This is a genomic window from Stutzerimonas stutzeri (genome assembly GCF_009789555.1).
Taxonomy (GTDB): Bacteria; Pseudomonadota; Gammaproteobacteria; order Pseudomonadales; family Pseudomonadaceae; genus Stutzerimonas; species Stutzerimonas stutzeri_R.
Genome location: NZ_CP046902.1, coordinates 2,386,374 through 2,405,609 on the forward strand (window position 1 = coordinate 2,386,374; position 19,236 = coordinate 2,405,609).

Below are 19,236 nucleotides of genomic sequence, written 5' to 3' on the forward strand. Positions count from 1 at the left end.
GACCGCGCTACGCACGTTTGCGGAGCAATCGGACGCTCTTTGCAGTCCTCTAGACGGGCTGCTTCGCTTTTTGCCGACAAACCGAGCGTCGTGTTGCGGCGTTCGGTACTGGCGGCTCAATTTCTCAGTTATCTCTCGATTCAGGAACTCTCCTCTCCATGGGTAAATCGCTGGTCATCGTGGAATCACCGGCCAAGGCCAAGACAATCAACAAGTATTTGGGCAACCAGTACGTGGTGAAGTCGAGTATCGGCCACATCCGCGACCTTCCCACCAGCGGTTCCGCGGCCCGCGAGCCGGCCAAGCGGGGCAAGGCGGCCGCCGGCGACGCCCCGGCGCTGTCGCCGAAGGAAAAGGCCAAGCGGCAGCTGTTCACGCGTATGGGGATCGACCCCGAGCATGGCTGGAAAGCCAAGTACGAGATTCTGCCGGGCAAGGAAAAGGTCATCGACGAGTTGCGTCGCCTGGCCAAGGAAGCTGACACCATCTATCTCGCGACCGACTTGGATAGAGAGGGAGAGGCCATCGCCTGGCACCTGCGCGAATCCATCGGGGGTGACGACACTCGCTACAAGCGCGTGGTCTTCAACGAAATTACCAAGAAGGCCATTCAGGAAGCATTTTCCAAGCCTGGCGAGCTGGACATCAACCGGGTCAATGCGCAGCAGGCACGGCGGTTCCTCGACCGGGTCGTGGGCTACATGGTGTCGCCCCTGCTGTGGCAGAAGATCGCCCGTGGCCTGTCCGCCGGTCGTGTGCAATCGGTTGCGGTCAAGCTGGTCGTCGAGCGTGAGCGGGAGATTCGCGCCTTCGTTCCCGAAGAGTATTGGGAAGTCCATGCCGATCTCGCCACCGCCGGGCAGGCGAAGGTGCGTTTCGAGGTCGCGCGTGAGAATGGCGAGGCATTCAAGCCGTTGAATGAAGGCCACGCCATGGCCGCGCTCGAACAGCTGAAAGACGCTCGCTACAGCGTGACCAAGCGCGAGGACAAGCCGACCAGCAGCAAGCCCTCGGCACCGTTCATTACCTCGACCTTGCAGCAGGCGGCGAGCAATCGCCTCGGCTTCGGCGTGAAGAAGACCATGATGATGGCCCAGCGGCTCTACGAGGCTGGCTACATCACGTATATGCGTACCGATTCGACGAATCTCTCGGCCGACGCGCTGGGCATGGTGCGCGGCTTCATCGAGGATGAATTCGGCAAGAAGTACCTGCCTGAAAACCCCAATTTCTACTCAAGCAAAGAGGGCGCGCAGGAAGCGCACGAGGCGATTCGCCCCTCCGATGTCAATCTGCGCCCGACGCAGCTGTCGGGCATGGAACGCGACGCCGAGCGCCTCTACGACCTTATCTGGCGCCAGTTCGTCGCCTGTCAGATGCCACCGGCGCAGTACCTGTCGACAAGTGTGACGGTCACCGCAGGCAACTTCGAACTCCGCGCCAAGGGTCGCATTCTCAAGTTCGACGGTTACACCAAGGTCATGCCGCAGCAGAGCAAAAGCGGTGAAGACGATGTGCTACCGGAAATGAACAAAGGCGACGGGATGACGCTGATCAAGCTTGATCCGAGCCAGCATTTCACCAAGCCGCCGGCACGTTATTCCGAAGCGAGCCTGGTAAAGGAAATGGAAAAGCGCGGCATCGGTCGCCCGTCCACCTACGCGGCGATCATTTCGACGATCCAGGATCGCGGCTATGTGTCCTTGCACAATCGCCGGTTCTACTCGGAAAAGATGGGCGACATCGTCACCGAACGCCTGTCGGAAAGCTTCGACAACCTGATGGATTACGGCTTCACCGCCGGCATGGAAGAGAACCTGGACGACGTTGCCCAGGGCGAGCGTGAGTGGAAGCATCTGCTTGACGAGTTCTACGGCGACTTCAAGAAAAAGCTCGAGGTGGCCGAGGCCAGTGACAACGGCATGCGTGCCAACCAGCCGACCCTGACCGACATTCCCTGCAAGGTCTGCGGCCGGCCGATGATGATTCGCACGGCCTCGACGGGCGTGTTCCTCGGCTGCTCTGGTTACAGCCTGCCGCCCAAGGAGCGCTGCAAGTCCACCGTCAACCTGATCCCAGGGGACGAAATCGCCGCCGATGACGAAGGTGAGTCCGAATCACGGGTACTGCTGGGCAAGCATCGTTGCCCGATCTGCAGTACGGCAATGGACGCCTATCTGCTGGACGAGACCCGCAAACTGCACATCTGTGGCAACAACCCCGATTGCAGCGGCTATGAGATCGAGGAAGGGCAGTACCGGATCAAGGGCTATGAGGGACCGAGCCTGGAATGCGACAAGTGCGGCAGCGAAATGCAGCTCAAGACCGGCCGCTTCGGCAAGTTCTTCGGCTGTACGAACGCTGAATGCAAAAACACTCGCAAGCTGCTCAGAAATGGCGAGGCGGCACCGCCGAAGATGGATGCGGTGAAGATGCCGGAGCTCAAGTGTGAAAAAGTCGACGATACTTACGTTCTGCGCGATGGTGCATCCGGGTTGTTCCTGGCTGCCAGCCAGTTCCCGAAGAACCGCGAGACCCGTGCGCCGCTCGTGGTGGAGCTGATTCCACACAAGGACGAGATCGATCCGAAGTATCACTTCCTGTTGAGTGCGCCGCAGAAGGATCCGGAGGGCCGCCCCGCCGTGATCCGCTTCAGTCGCAAGACCAAGGAGCAGTACGTGCAAACCGAGGTCAACGGCAAACCGACCGGGTGGAAAGCGTTCTTCGACGGCGGCAAATGGAAAGTGGAAGACAAGAGCACCGGTAAATAAGCGGCAGCGCCAGGTCGACGTCGGCCCTCTGGCTTCGACCTGGTGCGTTTCAACCCTTGGAGATCGTCGCCATGGCTCATGAGCTGTATACCCGAACCAATCAGAAACTCTACTTCGCCGGCCTCGCGCTCGAGAACTGGCGGCGGGCCGACGAAAAAGGCACGATGAATGCGCCGGGGCTGATCCAGGCGGAGCGAGAGGCCGCCCTGTTCCATCTGTACGGCGCCTTGCTGGGGCTGTGTCACGAGATTGCCGGCTACTACCGTCTAGCCAATGCCGGCGCGCCGCAAGCGGAGCTGTTGCTGCTGCGCTCGCCGCAACAGGACTCGCCCAGTCCGGAGCTGGCCGAGCTGATCGAGTTGGCCGAGCATCGCGAGACCTGGCTTGCACAGCTGTTGAAGGCCTATGCCGGATTGTTCGAGCCACCTCGTGCACCCGCCAAGTCCAAGACCGACCCCACCATGCCCTTGATCGAAGCGGTCAGCGTAGGCGAAGAAGTGCCCGCGCTGACACGCGAAGAGGTGGAGTCCTGGCGGCGCAACCTGAAGGATCTGGCCTTGCGCTTTCGCGAGTCGCTGACCGAGTGGTAAGCGTGGCGCAGCGATTACTTGCACCGTTCCCGTGCCTCACGTCCGGTATTTGAAGCACATGACCAGGGCGATGCCGCCCAGTATCGCAAGGGCGGCAGCCAGCAGCCTGGCAGTCAGGGGTTCCCCCAGCAGCAGGCTTCCGGCGAGCGCGGTAAGCAGCGGTACGCTCAATTGCACGCTGGCCGCCTGGACAGCCGCAAGGCCCGGCAGCGCGGCATACCAGATGGCATAGCCGATGCCGGACGTCAGCCCGCCGGACAACACTGCATAGATCACACCGGCGCTGTCCCACTTGAGGCTGTTCAAGGCCACCAGGCACAGCCCGGCAACGATAGGCAGGCCGCGGATGAAATTCCCGGCCGTGACGGCCAGCGGGTCAGGCAGCCCTTTTCCCAGCAGCGAATAAGCCCCCCAGGCGGCGCCTGCCACTGCCATCAGCAACGAAGCCGGCACCGAGGGCGCGCTCGTGCCAGGAAGCAGAAGCGCCACCAGGCCGCCAACCGCGAGCACCAGGCCCACCAATTGCCAGCGATGCAGACGTTCACCGTTGAACAGTCCCCAGGCGATCATGCTGAGCTGCACGGCGCCGAACAGCACCAGCGCACCGGCACCGGCATCGAGGTACTGGTAGGCATACGAAAAGGCTGCCGCATAGGCGAAAAGCGCGAGGGCGCCGTACCAGTTGCCGGACATCGCCCTGGGCCCCTTGCGCAGGTACAGCAGCAGCCAGAGCACCAGTGCCCCGGCGAGCAGGCGTAACGCAGTAAAGCTGGCGGGGTCGATCTGACTGTCACGCAGTGCGGCGCGGCACAGCAATGAATTGCCGGCGAAGGCGAGCATGGCCAAGGTGGTCAGCAGCAGGGTTCTTGCAGTCATCCTGGAATCCTTCGCGCGGCGGGTGTCCGGACGGCTGCCTGGACGATGTAGGGGGCCATCCTACTGTGCCATCAGCAAGTGCCGCACCTGATTTGGCGAAACCACCCGCCACGATGCGATGCATTCAATGCTCCGCGGCGAAGCCAAAGGCTGTCCACAGGTCGGTCGGCTGTTACAATGCGCCGTTTCACGGGGAGCAGACTCATGCCAACGTCTTTTCTGGAAATCGTCGAGCTACCCGACGGCAGCATTGTGCTGCGTCGCGCTGAGGATGAAGGCGTGCTGGTCACGTTGGATTTTTCCGAAGACGCCAAGGCGTTCCTGCAAGGCCAGCATGTCGAAATCGCCAAGGCGATGTTCAACGTCGGCGTGCAGATGGCCGGGCGGGTGTCCGAGGGCGAACTGGAGCGAGAAGAAGAGGGGCCGCGCGTCCTGCATTAAGACCCACGATGCCGGTTGGCCATTGCGACGCCGGTCGGATTCGGCACATCCATATGCCGAGCGGTTCGATTCAATTACCCAGGCGTATATTCAGGCTTTGTGCGTTGCCCTGGGATGCCGCCTCGCGCAGTTTCAGCCGGCTGGCCTTGTCGAGCCGCGCGAACCAGGTGATGACCGTATGGCTGCAGCCTGACATCAGGGCCTTGCACGCCAACTCAAGCGCACCCTGGGTTTCGCGGGCCTGCAACAACAGGATGCGATCGCGATTGAGGCCGGTTTCACGCAGCCAGCTCTGCGACAGCGACGCTGGGGGAGCGATCAGGGTCAGCCAGCGCGTGTCGGCCGCCTCGCTGAGCTCGCGCAGAATGGGGGAGAGCAGTAGCCGGCAGTGATCGTTGCTGCCGCTCAGGGTCATTTCACTCAGGCAATCATCGGCAGGTTGGGGCAGGTGTATGCCCTCTGCGAACGGTGCCAGGCGATGTGCGATCAGCCCTTCGAACAAGGGGAGTTGTGGTGGATTGCCTGCGCTGGGTTGAGGGTGGTACTGCATGAGCCTCTCCTTTGGCAGGCGGTCTGGCCACCTGCATGTGCCAATACGTTAAGCGATCTGCTAGCGGCGTATCACGCCGACGCTCAAACCTTCGATGACGAATTCCTGCTGCTCGAGATCGACCTCGATCGGCGCAAATTCCGGGTTCTCGGCCAACAGCCAGACTTTGTCGCCCTCGCGCTTGAAGCGCTTGACGGTTACCTCATCATCGATACGGGCCACCACGACCTGGCCGTTACGCGCCTCGCGCGTGGTATGGACGGCGAGCAGGTCACCGTCGAAAATCCCGATGTCTCGCATGCTCATGCCATGCACACGCAGCAAGTAGTCCGCCTTGGGGTGAAAGAAAGCCGGGTTGATCTGGCAGGATTCTTCTACATGTTGTTGCGCAAGAATGGGCGCGCCGGCGGCGACCCGGCCGATGACGGGCAGACCGCTGTCTTCGGCAGCGGGTTCGAAACCAGGAATACGTATCCCGCGCGACGCGCCGGGCGTCATCTCGATAGCGCCTTTGCGGGCCAGCGCCTTGAGGTGTTCCTCGGCGGCATTGGGCGATTTGAAACCCAGCTCCTGAGCGATCTCGGCACGCGTCGGCGGGTAGCCGTTGTCTTCCAGGCAGCGCTTGATGAAGGCGAGTATTTCCGACTGGCGTGGGGTGAGCTTGATCATGAGAGGTCTCTGTTCTTTTATACAGTGACTGGGATTATATACAGTGCCGGTCGCTTGGCAATCGTTGTTTGGTTGAGGGCCGGGCTGGCTTGGTGCAAGCTTGTCGACCAGAAGGCCTTCGGGCGCTTTCGTGGTTGACTTGAGGTGGGTTGAAACGTAAGTTTCAAACGAGTGTTTGTCAGGGGAGTGGGCATGGCGCAGTCTGAAACCGTGGAGCGTATTCTTGATGCAGCGGAACAACTGTTCGCTGAGAAAGGCTTCGCCGAGACTTCGCTGCGTCTGATCACCAGCAAGGCCGGAGTGAACCTGGCGGCCGTGAACTACCATTTCGGGTCCAAGAAAGCCCTTATCCAGGCGGTCTTCTCCCGTTTTCTGGGGCCGTTCTGTGTGAGCCTCGAGCGCGAGCTGGACCGGCGCGAAGCCGCGTCCGACAGGAAGGAAAACCTCGAGGAACTGTTGGAAATCCTGGTCGAGCAGGCGCTTGCGGTAACGCCCCGCAGCGGTGACGACCTGTCGATCTTCATGCGTCTGTTGGGACTGTCCTTCAGCCAGAGTCAGGGCCACCTGCGCCGTTATCTTGAAGACATGTACGGCAAGGTGTTTCGCCGTTACATGCTGCGCGTCCATGAAGCGGCGCCCTCCATTCCGCCAATCGAATTGTTCTGGCGTGTGCACTTCATGCTGGGTGCTGCCGCGTTCAGCATGTCAGGCATCAAGGCGCTGCGGGCCATCGCCGAGAACGACTTCGGGGCCAAGACGTCCATCGAGCAGGTCATGCGCATGATGGTGCCGTTTCTGGCGGCTGGCATGCGCGCCGATTCCGGCGTGGCGGACCCAAGCCTGGTAAAGGCGCATCCCATCGCTCGACGCAATGCCCTTGCGATGCCTGCCAAGGGTTGAGGTGCATGGTCAGGGGTTGATCGGCTAAGCTTGGTGCCCATGTCCGATCTCGATTTCCTTCACATCTCCATCGCCGACCAGATGCTCTACGGATTTTCCGAAGGCAGGCTGTGCAGTCGGCTGCCGGTTTCCACCGCGCGTAACGGTGCGGGAGAACTCAACGGTTCCAATTGCACGCCACGGGGGCGTCATCGGGTGCGCGCGCGCATCGGTGAAGGGTTGCCATGCGGGGCGGTCCTTCGTGGTCGGCGCTGGACGGGAGACGTGTGGAATCCGGAACTGCATGCCCGGTTCCCCGGCCGTGACTGGATCCTGACCCGTATCCTCTGGCTCAGCGGCTGTGAGCTTGGCTACAACCGTCTCGGCAAGGTCGACACCTTCCGTCGATACATCTATCTGCACGGCACGCCCGATCCCGAGCCCATGGGCGTACCGCTTTCCCATGGTTGCATCAGGTTGCGCAATGCCGACTTGCTCGATCTGTTCGCTCGCGTGCCGGTTGGTTGCGCCGTGCAGATAGACGAGGCGGCCTGTCCGCAATGGTCGAGCGCACCGCTCATTTAAGGATTTGCTCACTATCATGCAAGGCTCATTGATGCTGGACATCGCCGGCACCTGGCTGACCGCCGAGGATCGCCAGTTGTTGCGCCAGCCGGAAGTAGGCGGGCTGATTCTGTTTGCTCGCAACATCGAAAACCTGCGTCAGGTCGAGGACCTGTGCCGTGCGATCCGTGCGGTACGGCCCGATATCCTGCTGGCTGTCGACCAGGAAGGGGGGCGCGTGCAGCGCCTGCGGCGCGACTTCGTTCGATTGCCGGCGATGCGTGAATTCGCTTCGCGTGCCGATGCGCCGGCGCTGGCTGAAACATGCGGCTGGGTGATGGCGACCGAGGTGCTGGCCGCTGGACTGGATTTCAGCTTCGCGCCGGTGCTCGACCTCGATCACCAGCGCAGCGCAGTGGTGGGCTCTCGTGCATTCGAGGGTGATCCGGTGCGTGCGACCGAGCTGGCCGGGGCGTTCATCAAGGGGATGCATCGGGCCGGCATGGCCGCGACGGGCAAGCACTTTCCCGGTCACGGTTGGGCCGAGGCGGATTCACACGTCGCCATCCCGGTCGATGAACGGGCGCTGCAAGCGCTTCGCGAGCGTGACCTGATCCCGTTCCAGCGCTTGGCGAGCGCGCTCGATGCGGTCATGCCGGCGCATGTGATCTACCCGCAGGTGGACGACAAGCCGGCCGGTTTTTCTCCGCGCTGGCTGCAGCAGATCCTGCGCAAGGAACTCGACTTTCGTGGCGTGATCTTCAGCGACGATCTGTCGATGGCCGGAGCGCATGTCGCCGGCGATGCCGCGGACCGTATCGAGGCGGCTCTGACGGCAGGCTGCGACATGGGGCTGGTATGCAACGACCGGGGCGCCGCCGAGCTGGCGCTGTCGGCATTGCAGCGCTTCGGGGCGCAGCCATCGCCGGCGCTCGCCAGGATGCGCCGCCGCACGTCAGGCACGCTGGAATACAAACAGGATCCGCGTTGGCGCGCGTCCGTCGACACGCTCAAAGCAGCGCAACTGATCGTTTGACAAGGAAACCAAGATGACTGTCCACGCCATCATCGGCGGCACCGGCCTCACCGAGCTGCCCGGGCTGACCCTGCACGAAGCCGTTCCCATGCAAACGCCTTATGGCCCGCCATCGGCAGACGTGCTTCGTGGTGCGTATGCCGGACGAGAAGTGCTCTTTCTTGCCCGCCATGGCCACCCGCATCGGATCCCACCGCATCAGGTGAACTACCGCGCCAATCTGTGGGCCCTGAAAGAAGCCGGGGCGCAGGCGATCATTGCCGTGAACGCGGTTGGCGGCATCCATTCTGCGATGGGCGCGGGGCATCTGTGCGTACCGCACCAACTGATCGACTACACCTACGGGCGCGACCACACCTTCTTCGAAGGTGATATCGAACATGTCACTCACGTCGATTTCAGCTTTCCCTATGACGAGTCGTTGCGCCAACGACTGATTGCCGGACTGGCTGCCGAGGGCTATCTGTTCAGCAGCCATGGCGTCTATGGTTGCACCCAGGGGCCACGGCTGGAGACGGTCGCGGAAATCGCCAGGATGGGGCGCGATGGCTGCGATATCGTGGGGATGACCGGCATGCCCGAGGCGCTGCTCGCCCGCGAGCTGGACTTGCCGTACGCCTGCCTGGCCCTGGTGGTCAATCCGGCCGCAGGCAAAACCACGGACATCATCACCATGGCGCAAATCGAGGCGGCGCTGTCGGAGGGGATCGTCAAGACCCGCGCGGTGCTGGCGCGCGCGCTGACAGGTTGACGAGGACGGCCGGCGGCTGCGTCTACGCCAGCGCATGGTCGGCACAATGAAACGGTCGTAAAGACGTAGCAGGGACGTGCTAATTTCGCCCGACAACCCATTGCAGGCAATCTGCCGCTTGCTACACTTGGCCGTCCATTGGAGTACCGGAATGCTTTGCCACGCACCTATAAGAAGAATATCGAGAGCAGTGGTTTTGCTGGGGTTGTTGTCCAGTCTTGCGGGTTGCTCGACGTGGTTCAGCGGCGACTTCCAGGACCCGCGTGTCCAGCTCACCGACGTCGAGATCATCAAGGCGAGACTTCTTGAACAGCAGTTCATGCTGCGCTTTCGCATCGACAACCCCAATGAGCGGAGCTTGCCGGTTCGCGGCCTCATCTACACCGTGCATCTGAACGATGTCGAGCTGGCGAGCGGTGAGTCCAGCGGCTGGACGACCGTGCCCGCTCATGGGTCCGACTATTACGAGGTGCCGATCCATACCAACCTCTGGCGGCACATGAAATACATCGTGCGGTTGCTGGAAAAGCCGGACCGGCCCATTGCCTATCGTCTGGAAGGCGAGCTGAAAACGGGCATGCTGCTCGGCCGACGCGTGCACATCGCCACCAATGGCGAGATAATCCCCGGCAACTTTATCCCGGAGTAGCGACACCGATGAACCACGAAACTCACGTGCACGGTCCTGATTGCAACCACGACCACGACCACGATCATGACCATCACGTCCATGGCCCGCACTGCAACCACAGCCACGACCCGGTTCGCAATCCGCTGAAGGATGTCGGCCGCAACGACCCGTGCCCCTGCGGTAGCCAGAAGAAATTCAAGAAATGCCACGGGGCCTGATCTACTCATGACGCCGCTTGCCATCGCGCTGCTGATAGCCGGACTGCTGCTGATCGCGGCGTTGGGCTGCTACGCATTGCATTTATGGCGCAGGGTCTGGAGCAGGGAGCAGCAGCTTGCCGACATGCAGGCGCAGCAGCATGCGGCCCTTGCCGCGGACCTGCGGGTGCTCGCCGGGAGCCTGCTCGATGAGCAGGTACCGCTGATCGAGGGCGCGATCCGCATCAAGGTTCTGCTGGACAACTACGATTCGAACCTGGGGCAGGACCCGCGCTGCCAGGTTTTCCAGTTGCTCTTCGAGGCCACCGAACAGGTGCCGACGCATGCCGCCTGGAAGGCTCTGGACAAAGCCGAGCGCCGTCGTCACGAAGCGAACTTCAGTGCCCTCGAACTGCAACACAAGGCCGAGGCGCGCCGCTCCGCCCGCTGGCTACTTGACGAAGTGCTGCCGAACAATCGCGAAGCCGCCTGAACGCGGCGGTTTTCGCTGCATACCCATCTATTCTCTCCATTTCTCTGCTGCCCTGCCTGTAAGGAGCCGTCGATGTCCCTGCGTCTGCCGTCTGTTCTGGTCCGTCTGGCCCTTGGTGTTGCATTGGCAGGCGGTGGGCTAGTGGGGTGTCAGGCCTATCTGGACAGCCGTTACAGCGACAGCCTGCCGCCCGCGCAAGGCGTTCAGGCGGTCACCGGCCTGGACAAGAGCGTAAGCATTCGACGCAACAGCCTGGGGACGCCCCTGATCGAGACGGCGACCTTTCACGATGCGCTGTTCGGTCTCGGATATGTACATGCAACCGATCGTCTGAGCCAGATGGTCAGCCTGCGGCTCATGGCGCAAGGGCGTCTGGCTGAGATGGCGGGTCCGGGTGTGCTGGAAATAGATCGGTTCATGCGCGCCGTCAATCTCCGGCACAGCGCCGCCGTGCTGTACCAGGAAAGCTCGCCGCGCATGAAGCGCTTTTTCGAGGTCTACGCCCGGGGCGTCAACGCTTACCTGTTCCGCCATCGCGACCGATTGCCAATGGATTTGGCCGCCACGGGTCACAACCCGGAGTATTGGAAGGCTGAAGACTCGGTACTGGTGTTCTGCCTGTTGAACTTCGGGCTGGCGGTCAATCTGCAGGAAGAAATCGCCTCGCTGGTGATGGCGCAGAAGGTCGGCAGCGACAAGCTCGCCTGGCTGTTGCCAACCTATCCTGATGAGCCGCTGCCTTTTGCCGAAGCCGACAAGCTCAAAGGTTTGAAGCTCGACGGCGAGATAGCCGGGCTTGCCGCACTCGACAACGCGGCCTCGCAGGTCGCTTCGCTGAATATGCTGGGTGTAGCCGCTTCGAATAACTGGGCGATATCCGGCAGCAACACCCGCAGCGGCAAGCCTCTGATGGCCAACGACACGCACCTTCCATTGTCGATGCCCTCGTACTGGAACTTCGTGCAGATTCGCTCGCCGAAATTCCAGGCCGCCGGGGTCACCCTCGCAGGCGTGCCCGCAGTGGTCGCCGGTTTCAACGGCAAGCTGGGCTGGGGCATGACCATGGTCATGGGCGATACCCAGGACCTGTTCCTGGAGCAGGTGCGCCGCGAAGGCGGACGTTTGCTGTATCTCGCCGATGGCACTTGGACGCCGGCGCGCGAGCGGCATGAGACGTTCTTCATCAAGGGCGAGCGCCCGATCCGCGAAACCGTCTATGAAACGCGCAACGGACCACTGCTCAACAGCGTGCTGGGTGAGCGCAAGCATCCGTTGCAGCCGCTGCAACTGAGCAGCGGTTATGGCCTGGCACTGAAGACCACGGCGTTCGAAGCTGACCGGACGCTGGATGCGTTTTTCGACCTGACCCGGGCCCAATCGGTGGATCAGGCGTTCGAGGCGACGCGCGACATCCGCGCCGCGGCGCTCAATGTCCTGTTTGCCGACGAGCAGGGTACGGGCTGGCAGGTGACCGGGCGTTACCCGAACCGTCGCGAGGGTTTAGGCCTGATACCGTCTCCCGGTTGGGCGGGGCAGTACGACTGGGATGGGTTCGCCGATCCCATGCTGCATCCTTACGACCAGGACCCGGCGCGGGGCTGGCTGGCCACGGCCAATCAGCGCACCGTGCCCAGGGGCTACGGTATGCAGCTGTCCAATTCCTGGTATTACCCGGAGCGAGCCGAGCGTATCGACGAACTGCTTGCGAAGGGCAAGCACGACAGCCGCAGCGTGATTGCGATGCAATACGACCAGACGACGACTTTCGCCGCCAAGCTGCAGGCAATGTTCCAGGCGCCAGGGATGGCCGGGCCGCTGAGCGCGGCGGTCGACGCGCTGGCAGAACCTGACCGGGGCCGGGCACGCGAGGCGTTGTCGCGGCTGACCCGCTTCGATGGCAAGCTCAGCGCAGACTCCGCCGATGCCGCGCTGTACGAAAGCTTCCTGATGGAGTCAGCGCGACAGATCTTCCTCGACGAGCTCGGGCCGGAAACCAGCCCTGCATGGAAGGCGCTGGTCGAAACCGCCAACACGTCCTATTCCGCGCAGGCGGATCATCTGCTGGGGCGCGACGACAGCCCGTTCTGGAACGACGTGAGTACGCCCCAGCAGGAGGACAAGCCGACGATACTTGCGCGCTCGCTCGCAGCGGCGGTCAGCCGCATGGAGGCCGCTCAAGGCTCTGATCGAAGCGCCTGGCGGTGGGGGCGGTTGCATACCTATACATGGCAGACGGGTACGACGCAGCTCGCACCCTACATGCCGGCCAGCCAGCGAGGCGGCATCAATGCCATCAGGGATTACCTGGATCGTGGTCCGTTCGAAGCCGGGGGCGACCACAGCACGCTGAATGTGTCGGCCTATCGCTGGGGTGAAAATTTCGATACGTGGCTGGTCCCGGCCATGCGCATCATCGTCGACTTCGGGCGTGACGAGCCGATGATCGGCCTCAACAGTTCGGGTCAGTCGGGCAACCCGGCCAGCCCGCACTACGCCGATGGTATCGAAGCCTGGTTGAAGGGCAGTTACATGAGCTTCCCATTCAAGTCCGAGAACCTGGACAAGGTCTACGGAACCCAGCGTCTGCTGCTGACTCCGGCGCCCCGCTAGCCGCGCCGCAGCAGCGTCAACCGCTCGCGCCGCGTTGCCATGGATGGGCAGTCCTGGCGGCTGAGCGCATCTGCCGCACAGCTCGGCTCGACGATTTCCTGGGCGATGGCCTAGCGCGGTTCCCGCAGCACTTCCAGGACGGTGATGGTGGACGGGTCCGGATAGTGCCAGCGCACCTCGACATCCCATAGACGGGTGCCGTAGCGGCGCTCCGCTGTCGGCGTCTGATAGGCCGGCCGGGGGTCTTGCGCCAGGCATTGCTCGATCAGCTCCTGAAGCGGTTCGCCTAGTCGCAGCGCTTCGCGACGAGCCTGCTGCAGACTGGCTTCGGTCCAGTGCACGTCGATGACCGGCGGCGGGTCGCTGGCCAGGCCATTGCGCGCTTCGGTGACGGCATCGGCGTACGGAACGTAAGGCTTGACGTCCAATACGGGCGTGCCATCGAGCAAGTCGATGCCTGCCAGGTGCAACCGCCCAGGCTCGATCCGTTCGAGCCGCACCACCGATTGGCCAATACCGTTGGGTCGATGCGTCGAACGCGTGGCGAACACCCCAGCCATGCGGTTCCCGCCGAGGCGCGGTGGACGTACCCGCAGGCGGGGCTCGGTTTCCAGCGACTGGTGAAAGAGGAACAGCAGCCAGACGTGACTGACCTGCTCAAGCCCTTCGAGGGCATGGGCCTGATCGTAGGGCGGGATCAGCTCCAGGATGCCGCGCGCCGCGGGCGCCAACTGCGGTTGTCGCGGAATGGCGAATTTTTCCTTGAAGCAGGAACGGACGAAGCCGATGGGCGATACGGAGTAGGTCATGCTCGAAGCTGCGGCGCGAAACGTGGACGGCCATCTTACCGCGCCAACGATCCGGTAACGATCGAAACACGACGCGGCAGAATCGCCGTCGGTTTCAACGCCCGGCCGGCCTGGCGGCGAAACCGACGACCCGGGTCAAGCGTTCGGCTCGCAGCGCTCGAGTTCTCGGCGATAGGCATAGGTTTCGGCGAAGCGCGAAAGCATATAGGCGCTGCAGGTCGTGTCCGGATACCTGGCCGGGTTATCCGGACCCTGGCAGCCCGGCAGGCAACTGATGACGGTGTCAGGGTTCGGCTCGGCGAAGAACGGCATGGAGTAGCGGTCGACGCCCAGTGGGCTGATCACCCGGTGCGGCGTTGACTTGTACCGGTCGTTGCTCCAGCGCGCCATCATGTCGCCGATATTGACCACGTAGGTGCCTTCGATCGGCGGCGCATCGATCCATTCGCCACGCACGTTCTGCACCTGCAGGCCGCCGGCCTGGTCCTGGTAGAGCAGGGTGATGCAGCCGTAGTCGGTATGCGCGCCCGCGCCTTGTTGCTCCGGCGCGGTTGCGGTCTGCCGGGGCGGATAGTGGATCATGCGCAACACGCTGATGGGCTCGGCAAAGCGCTCGTCGAAGAACGACTCTTCCACGCCCAGCGCTTGGGCTATGGCACGCAGCAAGGTGCAGGCCAGGGCATGCATGTCCTCGTAATGCTGTTGCAGCAGCGGCTCCCAGCCCGGCAGATCAGGGTGCCTGTTCGGCCCACGCAGTGGCTTGCCGGCAAGCACGTCCGGGTGATCGGCGGGCATGTGAAACCCCATGTCGAAGGTTTCCTTCAGATCGCTCGGCTTGCCGGGGTCGAGCTGCTCGGTGGCAATCGCACCATAGCCGCGGTGATGTCTGCTGCGGGTAATGTCGATCTGGAGCTTCTGCTCGGTGGGCAGGGCGAACAGGCGTTCGGCGGCCTCCTTCAGCTGCTGGATGCGCGCGACGCTGATGGGATGGTTGCGGATATAGAAAAATCCCCAGTCGCGACAGGCCGCGTCGATCTGCCGTGCGACCTCGCTCCGGCCCCGAGGGTCTTCGGCGTAAAGCGGAGCGATATCAATGATGGGTAGTTGATTCATGCGAGTTGTCCCGGTAAGAGCCTGAAGCCGGCACGACGCCGCCGGCTTCTGCTTGCGGCGTCAAGCGGTCAGCTTGTTCCGCTATTTGGGCAGTTCGGCGGTGATGCCTTCTACGTAGTAATCCATCGAGGCCAGCTCGCCGTTGCTGGCGGTTGCGCCCTCAGCGATACGCACCGTGCCGGCCTGGTCCTTGATCGGGCCGGTGAAGGGATGGAATTCACCGCTGCGGATGCGCGCGATGATGTGTTCAGCCTCGCTCTTTACGTCCGCCGGCACCAGATCGCTGATCGGCAGGCTGATGGTGTTTTCGGCCAGTCCGCCCCAGAAATCCTGCGGCTTCCAGCTACCGTCGATCACCGCTTGTGCCGACTGGGCATAGTGTGGGCCCCAGTCGTTGACGATGGAGGTCAACACCGCCTTCGGTCCGAAGTGGGCCATGTTCGAGGCGTAGCCGACGGAATAGACGCCACGACGTTCGGCGGCCTGGATCGGCGCGGGACTGTCGGTGTGCTGGAAGACCACGTCCACACCCTGATCGATCAGCGCGTTGGCGGCGTCGGCTTCCTTGCCCGGATCGAACCAGGAATTCACCCACACCACCTTGATCTCGGTGCCGGGGTTGTAGGTGTTCAGCGCCAGCTGGATGGCGTTGATGTCCCGGATCACTTCTGGAATCGGGAACGAGGCGATGTAGCCGACCTTCTTGCTTTTGGTCATCTTCGCCGCGAGGAAGCCACCGACGTAGCGACCCTCATAGGAACGCGAGAGGTAGGTCCCGAGGTTCTTGTCCTGCTTGTAGCCGGTGGCATGCTCGAAGGTAACCTTGGGGAATTGTTTCGCCACTTTCAGCGTCGGGTTCATATAACCGAAGGAGGTGGTGAAGATGAGGTCATAGCCGCCCTTGGCCATGTTGCGAATCACCCGCTCGGCGTCGGCACCCTCGGCAACGTTCTCGACAAAGGTGGTTTCGACCTGATCGCCGAGTTGTTTTTCCAGATACTGACGGCCCATCTCGTGCTGGTAAGTCCAACCATGGTCGCCGATCGGGCCCACGTAAACGAAGCCGACCTTCAATGGGTCGGCTGCAACGGCGGTAAGCGTAGCGCTGAAACCGACTGCCGCGGCGAGACCGCGAAGCAAGGATTTCCTGATTGTTTTGTGCATGCGTGTTGCTCCTGGTTTGCAAGTCTTTTGCGAATCCGCCGTAAGGCTGCGATTCGGTTTGCAAAAAACTGACCAACTGGACAGCTACCTGCTGCAGCCGCGACGCGCCGTTGCCAAGCCGAGCGCCCAGGGCCAACGCTGATCCGCCAAGGTGCGGCGGATAGCGCCCGTGCTGCAGGGTGGTGCGCCAAACGCTTTTGAAAGTGCCGACCGGAGCCATGCCCGCGCGTGTCGAGGGTAGGCTGGGGTTGTATAGTGGCAGCTGTTGCGGATGGCGATGACAATGCATGCCGGCCCCAACCATCAATCCGAACGGCGCATGTCGGATTCGATCGTTTTGCGTCCCGTTCCGTGCCGTTCGGCACCGTCATGACGTGGCGTCGATGGCCTTTTCAAGAACGACGCGGATGGAGTCCATGAACTCACGTATCTACCTCGCCGGTCCCGGCGTGTTTCGACCCGATGCGCTCGAGCACGGCGCGTGGCTCAAGTCGCTTTGTGCCACGTTCGGTTTCATCGGCCTGTACCCGCTGGACAAGCAGGTACCGACGCACGTCACCGCCGCTCGCGAACAGGCGGCCTGGATCTATCGTGCCAACCTCGACCTGCTGGAGCAGGCCGATGCGGTGCTGGCCGATCTGAACTTCTTTCGCGGCGGCGAGCCGGACAGCGGCACCAGTTTCGAGGTCGGCTACGCAGTGGCACGCGGCAAGCCGGTAATCGGCTACCTGGACGGGGAGGGCAGCTACGCCGAGCGCTTGCGCCGTCAACATCCGCACCTGTGCGGGCAGCCGGGATTCGACTGCGACGGTCTACAGCTGGAGGCGTTCGATCTACCGCTGAACCTGATGCTGGGCGTGCCGGTGATGCTGGTCAATGGCGGTCCGCGCGAGGCTTTGCAACGCCTCGCGGATGAACTCGCGAGACGTCGCTAGGTACGTTTTGGCTGATCTCCATAGCTGTCGACCCGGCAGCTCCAGCCCAACGCAGCGTTGCGCTCAGTGGCCCGCTTTCCACGGCTGGCCAAGTGATACCGGTGCGTACAGCCGGGTACGGATCGCATCACGCGAAAGCAGCACGAGAACGATGATGGTCGCGACGTACGGCAGCATCGCCAGCAGGTTGCCCGGAATCGACAGCCCGATGCCCTGGGCGACCAGATGCAGGATGCTGGCCAGGCCGAACAGATAGGCGCCGAGCAGCACACGGCCCACCCGCCAACTGGCGAAAACCACCAGCGCCAGAGCGATCCAGCCCCGTCCTGCGGTCATGTTTTCCGCCCACATCGGCGTGTAGGCGAGCGACAGGTAGCCGCCCGCCAACCCGGCCATGGCGCCGCCGAAGAGTACCGCCAGCGTCCGTACCCGCAGCACCGGCAGGCCCATGGCACTGGCGGCATTGGGGTTTTCGCCGACCGCCTGGATGATCAGGCCGATGCGACTCTTCGACAGTCCCCAGGCGACCAGGGCGAACAGCGCAAAGGACAGATAGATCAGCAAATCCTGGGCGAACAGCATGCGACCGATCAGTGGGATTTCGCTGAGCAGTGGAATCGCAATCGGCTCGAAGCCCGCCAACGGCTTGCCCACCCAGCCGGCCCCGATAAACGACGACAGGCCCACGCCAAAGATGGTCAGCGCCAGTCCGGTCGCGACCTGATTGGCATTGAATCCCAGCGCTACCAGCGCGAAAAGCTGCGACAGCAGCATCCCGCCGAGGCAGGCGAACAGCACGCCGAGCCAGAGGTTTCCGGTGGCGTAGGCGGCAATGAAACCGGCCACCGCGCCGAACAGCATCATGCCTTCCTGACCGAGATTGAGCACGCCGGTCTTTTCGCAGACCAGCTCGCCGAGCGCCACCAGCAGCAGCGGTGTGCCGGTGCGGATCATGGCGTAGAAAATGTTGCTCAGTAGATCGATATCCATGGGTATTTCACCTTGCGGCTGAACGCAGCCGCTCGAAGCGGGGAGAGCGGAAGGTCAGGAATGAGTGGCGGGCTTCAGGATTCCGGCATTGCGCTTCCAGCTCCAGGCCAGGCGCGGCCGATACAGAATCAGCACGTCGCATGCGAGCAGGAAGAACAGCACCATGCCCTGGAACAACTGGGTGATCGATTGCGGCAGGTTGGCCGCCATCTGAGCGTTTTCACCGCCGAGGTAGAGCAGCGCCATCAACAGACTGGCGAAGACGATGCCGAGCGGATTGAGCCGACCGAGAAATGCCACGGTAATGGCCGCATAGCCGTAACCGGGCGACACCTGTGGTACCAGTTGCCCGATGGGGCCGGTGACTTCGGCGACTCCGGCCAGTCCGGCCAGCGCGCCGCTGATCAGCAGGGCGATCCAGACCAGATGCTTTTCACGGAAGCCGACGAAGCCGGCGGCGCGCTTGTCGAGTCCGAGCACCTTGATCTGGAAGCCGAGAAAACTCTTTTGCAGCAGCACCCAGACCACTACCAGCGCCAGCAGCGCGAAGTAGAAACCGGCGTGCACGCGCAGGTCTTCGAACAGCGGCGGCAGCCGCGTGGCGTCGCCGAACATCGCCGATTCAGGGAAATTGAAACCCTCCGGGTCCTTCAGCGGCCCATGTACGGCAAACAGCAGCAGGTTCAATGCAATGTAGTTGAGCATGATGCTGGTGAGAATCTCGTTGGCGTTGAACTGCGTACGCAACCAGGCGCAGAGCCCGGCCCAGGCCGCTCCGCCGAGCGTGCCGACCGCCAGCGTGAGCAACAGCGCCCAGCGCGAGTCCCACTCGATGATGTGCACCGCCAGTGCGCTGCCGGCCAGCGCGCCGATGAGCAATTGGCCTTCGGCGCCGATGTTCCAGATGCGCGCGTTGTAGACGACCGCCAGGCCCAGTGCGCAGAGCAGGATCGGCAGCGCCTTGACCAGCAGTTCGGAGACGCCGTAGAGGTCGCTGACCGGATCGATCAGCAGCACGCGAAGGGTCTCCAGCGGCGGATGGCCCAGCGCGGCGAACAGCAATGCGCCGCTGATCAGCGTCAGAAGGGCGGCGAGCAGCGGCGAGAGCCAGAGCATCGGGCGCGACTGCTGGCCGCGCGGTTCCAGGGATAGCAGCATGCGAAAGGT

Annotated in this window: 20 protein-coding genes; 12 read left to right on the forward strand and 8 right to left on the reverse strand. The window is 62.7% G+C overall.

Annotated features, from left to right (window positions below):
* Positions 1-158: 158 nt before the first annotated feature.
* On the forward strand, positions 159-2,771 hold the full coding sequence (topA, locus tag GQA94_RS11105) for a type I DNA topoisomerase (RefSeq protein WP_158188078.1): 2,613 nt from the start codon (positions 159-161) through the stop codon (positions 2,769-2,771).
* 71 nt (positions 2,772-2,842) lie between these two features.
* Positions 2,843-3,361 (forward strand): DUF6586 family protein, encoded by a 519-nt coding sequence (locus tag GQA94_RS11110; protein ID WP_158188079.1) that lies wholly within the window; start codon positions 2,843-2,845, stop codon positions 3,359-3,361.
* Positions 3,362-3,397: 36 nt separating this feature from the next.
* Here the strand turns inward: GQA94_RS11110 and GQA94_RS11115 are convergent, their stop codons facing one another.
* A complete protein-coding gene (locus GQA94_RS11115) occupies positions 3,398-4,237 on the reverse strand; it encodes a DMT family transporter (RefSeq protein WP_158188080.1) in 840 nt (279 codons plus the stop codon).
* A gap of 204 nt (positions 4,238-4,441) precedes the next feature.
* Here GQA94_RS11115 and GQA94_RS11120 point away from each other — a divergent pair, with 204 nt between their 5' ends.
* Positions 4,442-4,678, forward strand: a complete 237-nt coding sequence (locus GQA94_RS11120) for a hypothetical protein (protein WP_158188081.1) — start codon at positions 4,442-4,444, stop codon at positions 4,676-4,678.
* Positions 4,679-4,748: 70 nt separating this feature from the next.
* On the opposite strand, the gene sulA is transcribed toward GQA94_RS11120, so the two are convergent.
* Together sulA and lexA are read right to left on the reverse strand one after the other, a co-directional pair.
* Positions 4,749-5,228: an SOS-induced cell division inhibitor SulA gene (gene sulA, locus GQA94_RS11125; protein WP_158188082.1), complete on the reverse strand. Its 480-nt coding sequence runs from the start codon at positions 5,226-5,228 to the stop codon at positions 4,749-4,751.
* A gap of 60 nt (positions 5,229-5,288) precedes the next feature.
* Positions 5,289-5,897, reverse strand: coding sequence for a transcriptional repressor LexA (gene lexA / locus GQA94_RS11130; protein WP_158188083.1), 609 nt, complete (start codon positions 5,895-5,897; stop codon positions 5,289-5,291).
* Between the two features lie 192 nt (positions 5,898-6,089).
* Between lexA and GQA94_RS11135 the strand changes: the two genes are divergently transcribed.
* The 8 genes from GQA94_RS11135 to GQA94_RS11170 all read left to right on the forward strand — a co-directional run bounded on the left by GQA94_RS11135 (position 6,090) and on the right by GQA94_RS11170 (position 13,058).
* Entirely contained in the window at positions 6,090-6,797 is a 708-nt protein-coding gene (locus GQA94_RS11135; protein WP_158188084.1) for a TetR/AcrR family transcriptional regulator, read from the forward strand.
* A 39-nt stretch (positions 6,798-6,836) separates the two neighbouring features.
* Positions 6,837-7,361 (forward strand): L,D-transpeptidase, encoded by a 525-nt coding sequence (locus GQA94_RS11140; protein WP_158188085.1) that lies wholly within the window; start codon positions 6,837-6,839, stop codon positions 7,359-7,361.
* 16 nt (positions 7,362-7,377) lie between these two features.
* Entirely contained in the window at positions 7,378-8,376 is a 999-nt protein-coding gene (gene nagZ / locus GQA94_RS11145) for a beta-N-acetylhexosaminidase (protein ID WP_158188086.1), read from the forward strand.
* A 13-nt stretch (positions 8,377-8,389) separates the two neighbouring features.
* Complete coding sequence (locus tag GQA94_RS11150) at positions 8,390-9,127, forward strand: S-methyl-5'-thioinosine phosphorylase (protein WP_158188087.1); 738 nt, start codon at positions 8,390-8,392, stop codon at positions 9,125-9,127.
* Between the two features lie 151 nt (positions 9,128-9,278).
* Positions 9,279-9,776 carry an LEA type 2 family protein gene (locus GQA94_RS11155; protein WP_158188088.1) on the forward strand — a complete coding sequence of 166 codons (498 nt, stop codon included), beginning with the start codon at positions 9,279-9,281 and terminating at the stop codon, positions 9,774-9,776.
* A gap of 8 nt (positions 9,777-9,784) precedes the next feature.
* On the forward strand, positions 9,785-9,976 hold the full coding sequence (locus tag GQA94_RS11160; protein WP_158188089.1) for an SEC-C metal-binding domain-containing protein: 192 nt from the start codon (positions 9,785-9,787) through the stop codon (positions 9,974-9,976).
* Between the two features lie 7 nt (positions 9,977-9,983).
* Positions 9,984-10,448 (forward strand): DUF2489 domain-containing protein, encoded by a 465-nt coding sequence (locus GQA94_RS11165; RefSeq protein WP_158188090.1) that lies wholly within the window; start codon positions 9,984-9,986, stop codon positions 10,446-10,448.
* Between the two features lie 72 nt (positions 10,449-10,520).
* Complete coding sequence (locus GQA94_RS11170) at positions 10,521-13,058, forward strand: penicillin acylase family protein (RefSeq protein WP_158188091.1); 2,538 nt, start codon at positions 10,521-10,523, stop codon at positions 13,056-13,058.
* A gap of 110 nt (positions 13,059-13,168) precedes the next feature.
* Here GQA94_RS11170 and tsaA read toward each other — a convergent pair whose 3' ends face one another.
* From tsaA to GQA94_RS11185, 3 genes are all read right to left on the reverse strand, one after another.
* Positions 13,169-13,867 (reverse strand): tRNA (N6-threonylcarbamoyladenosine(37)-N6)-methyltransferase TrmO, encoded by a 699-nt coding sequence (gene tsaA / locus GQA94_RS11175; protein WP_158188092.1) that lies wholly within the window; start codon positions 13,865-13,867, stop codon positions 13,169-13,171.
* 135 nt (positions 13,868-14,002) lie between these two features.
* Positions 14,003-14,980 (reverse strand): isopenicillin N synthase family dioxygenase, encoded by a 978-nt coding sequence (locus GQA94_RS11180; protein WP_158188093.1) that lies wholly within the window; start codon positions 14,978-14,980, stop codon positions 14,003-14,005.
* Positions 14,981-15,061: 81 nt separating this feature from the next.
* Complete coding sequence (locus GQA94_RS11185) at positions 15,062-16,144, reverse strand: BMP family ABC transporter substrate-binding protein (RefSeq protein ID WP_158188094.1); 1,083 nt, start codon at positions 16,142-16,144, stop codon at positions 15,062-15,064.
* A 416-nt stretch (positions 16,145-16,560) separates the two neighbouring features.
* On the opposite strand from GQA94_RS11185, the gene GQA94_RS11190 reads away from it, so the two are divergent.
* Positions 16,561-17,079 carry a nucleoside 2-deoxyribosyltransferase gene (locus GQA94_RS11190; RefSeq protein ID WP_158188095.1) on the forward strand — a complete coding sequence of 173 codons (519 nt, stop codon included), beginning with the start codon at positions 16,561-16,563 and terminating at the stop codon, positions 17,077-17,079.
* A gap of 63 nt (positions 17,080-17,142) precedes the next feature.
* Here GQA94_RS11190 and GQA94_RS11195 read toward each other — a convergent pair whose 3' ends face one another.
* Together GQA94_RS11195 and GQA94_RS11200 are read right to left on the reverse strand one after the other, a co-directional pair.
* On the reverse strand, positions 17,143-18,069 hold the full coding sequence (locus GQA94_RS11195; RefSeq protein WP_158188096.1) for an ABC transporter permease: 927 nt from the start codon (positions 18,067-18,069) through the stop codon (positions 17,143-17,145).
* Between the two features lie 54 nt (positions 18,070-18,123).
* The gene (locus tag GQA94_RS11200; protein WP_158188097.1) at positions 18,124-19,227 is read right to left on the reverse strand and encodes an ABC transporter permease; all 1,104 of its coding nucleotides are present in this window, start codon (positions 19,225-19,227) and stop codon (positions 18,124-18,126) included.
* Between the last annotated feature and the right edge of the window lie 9 nt (positions 19,228-19,236).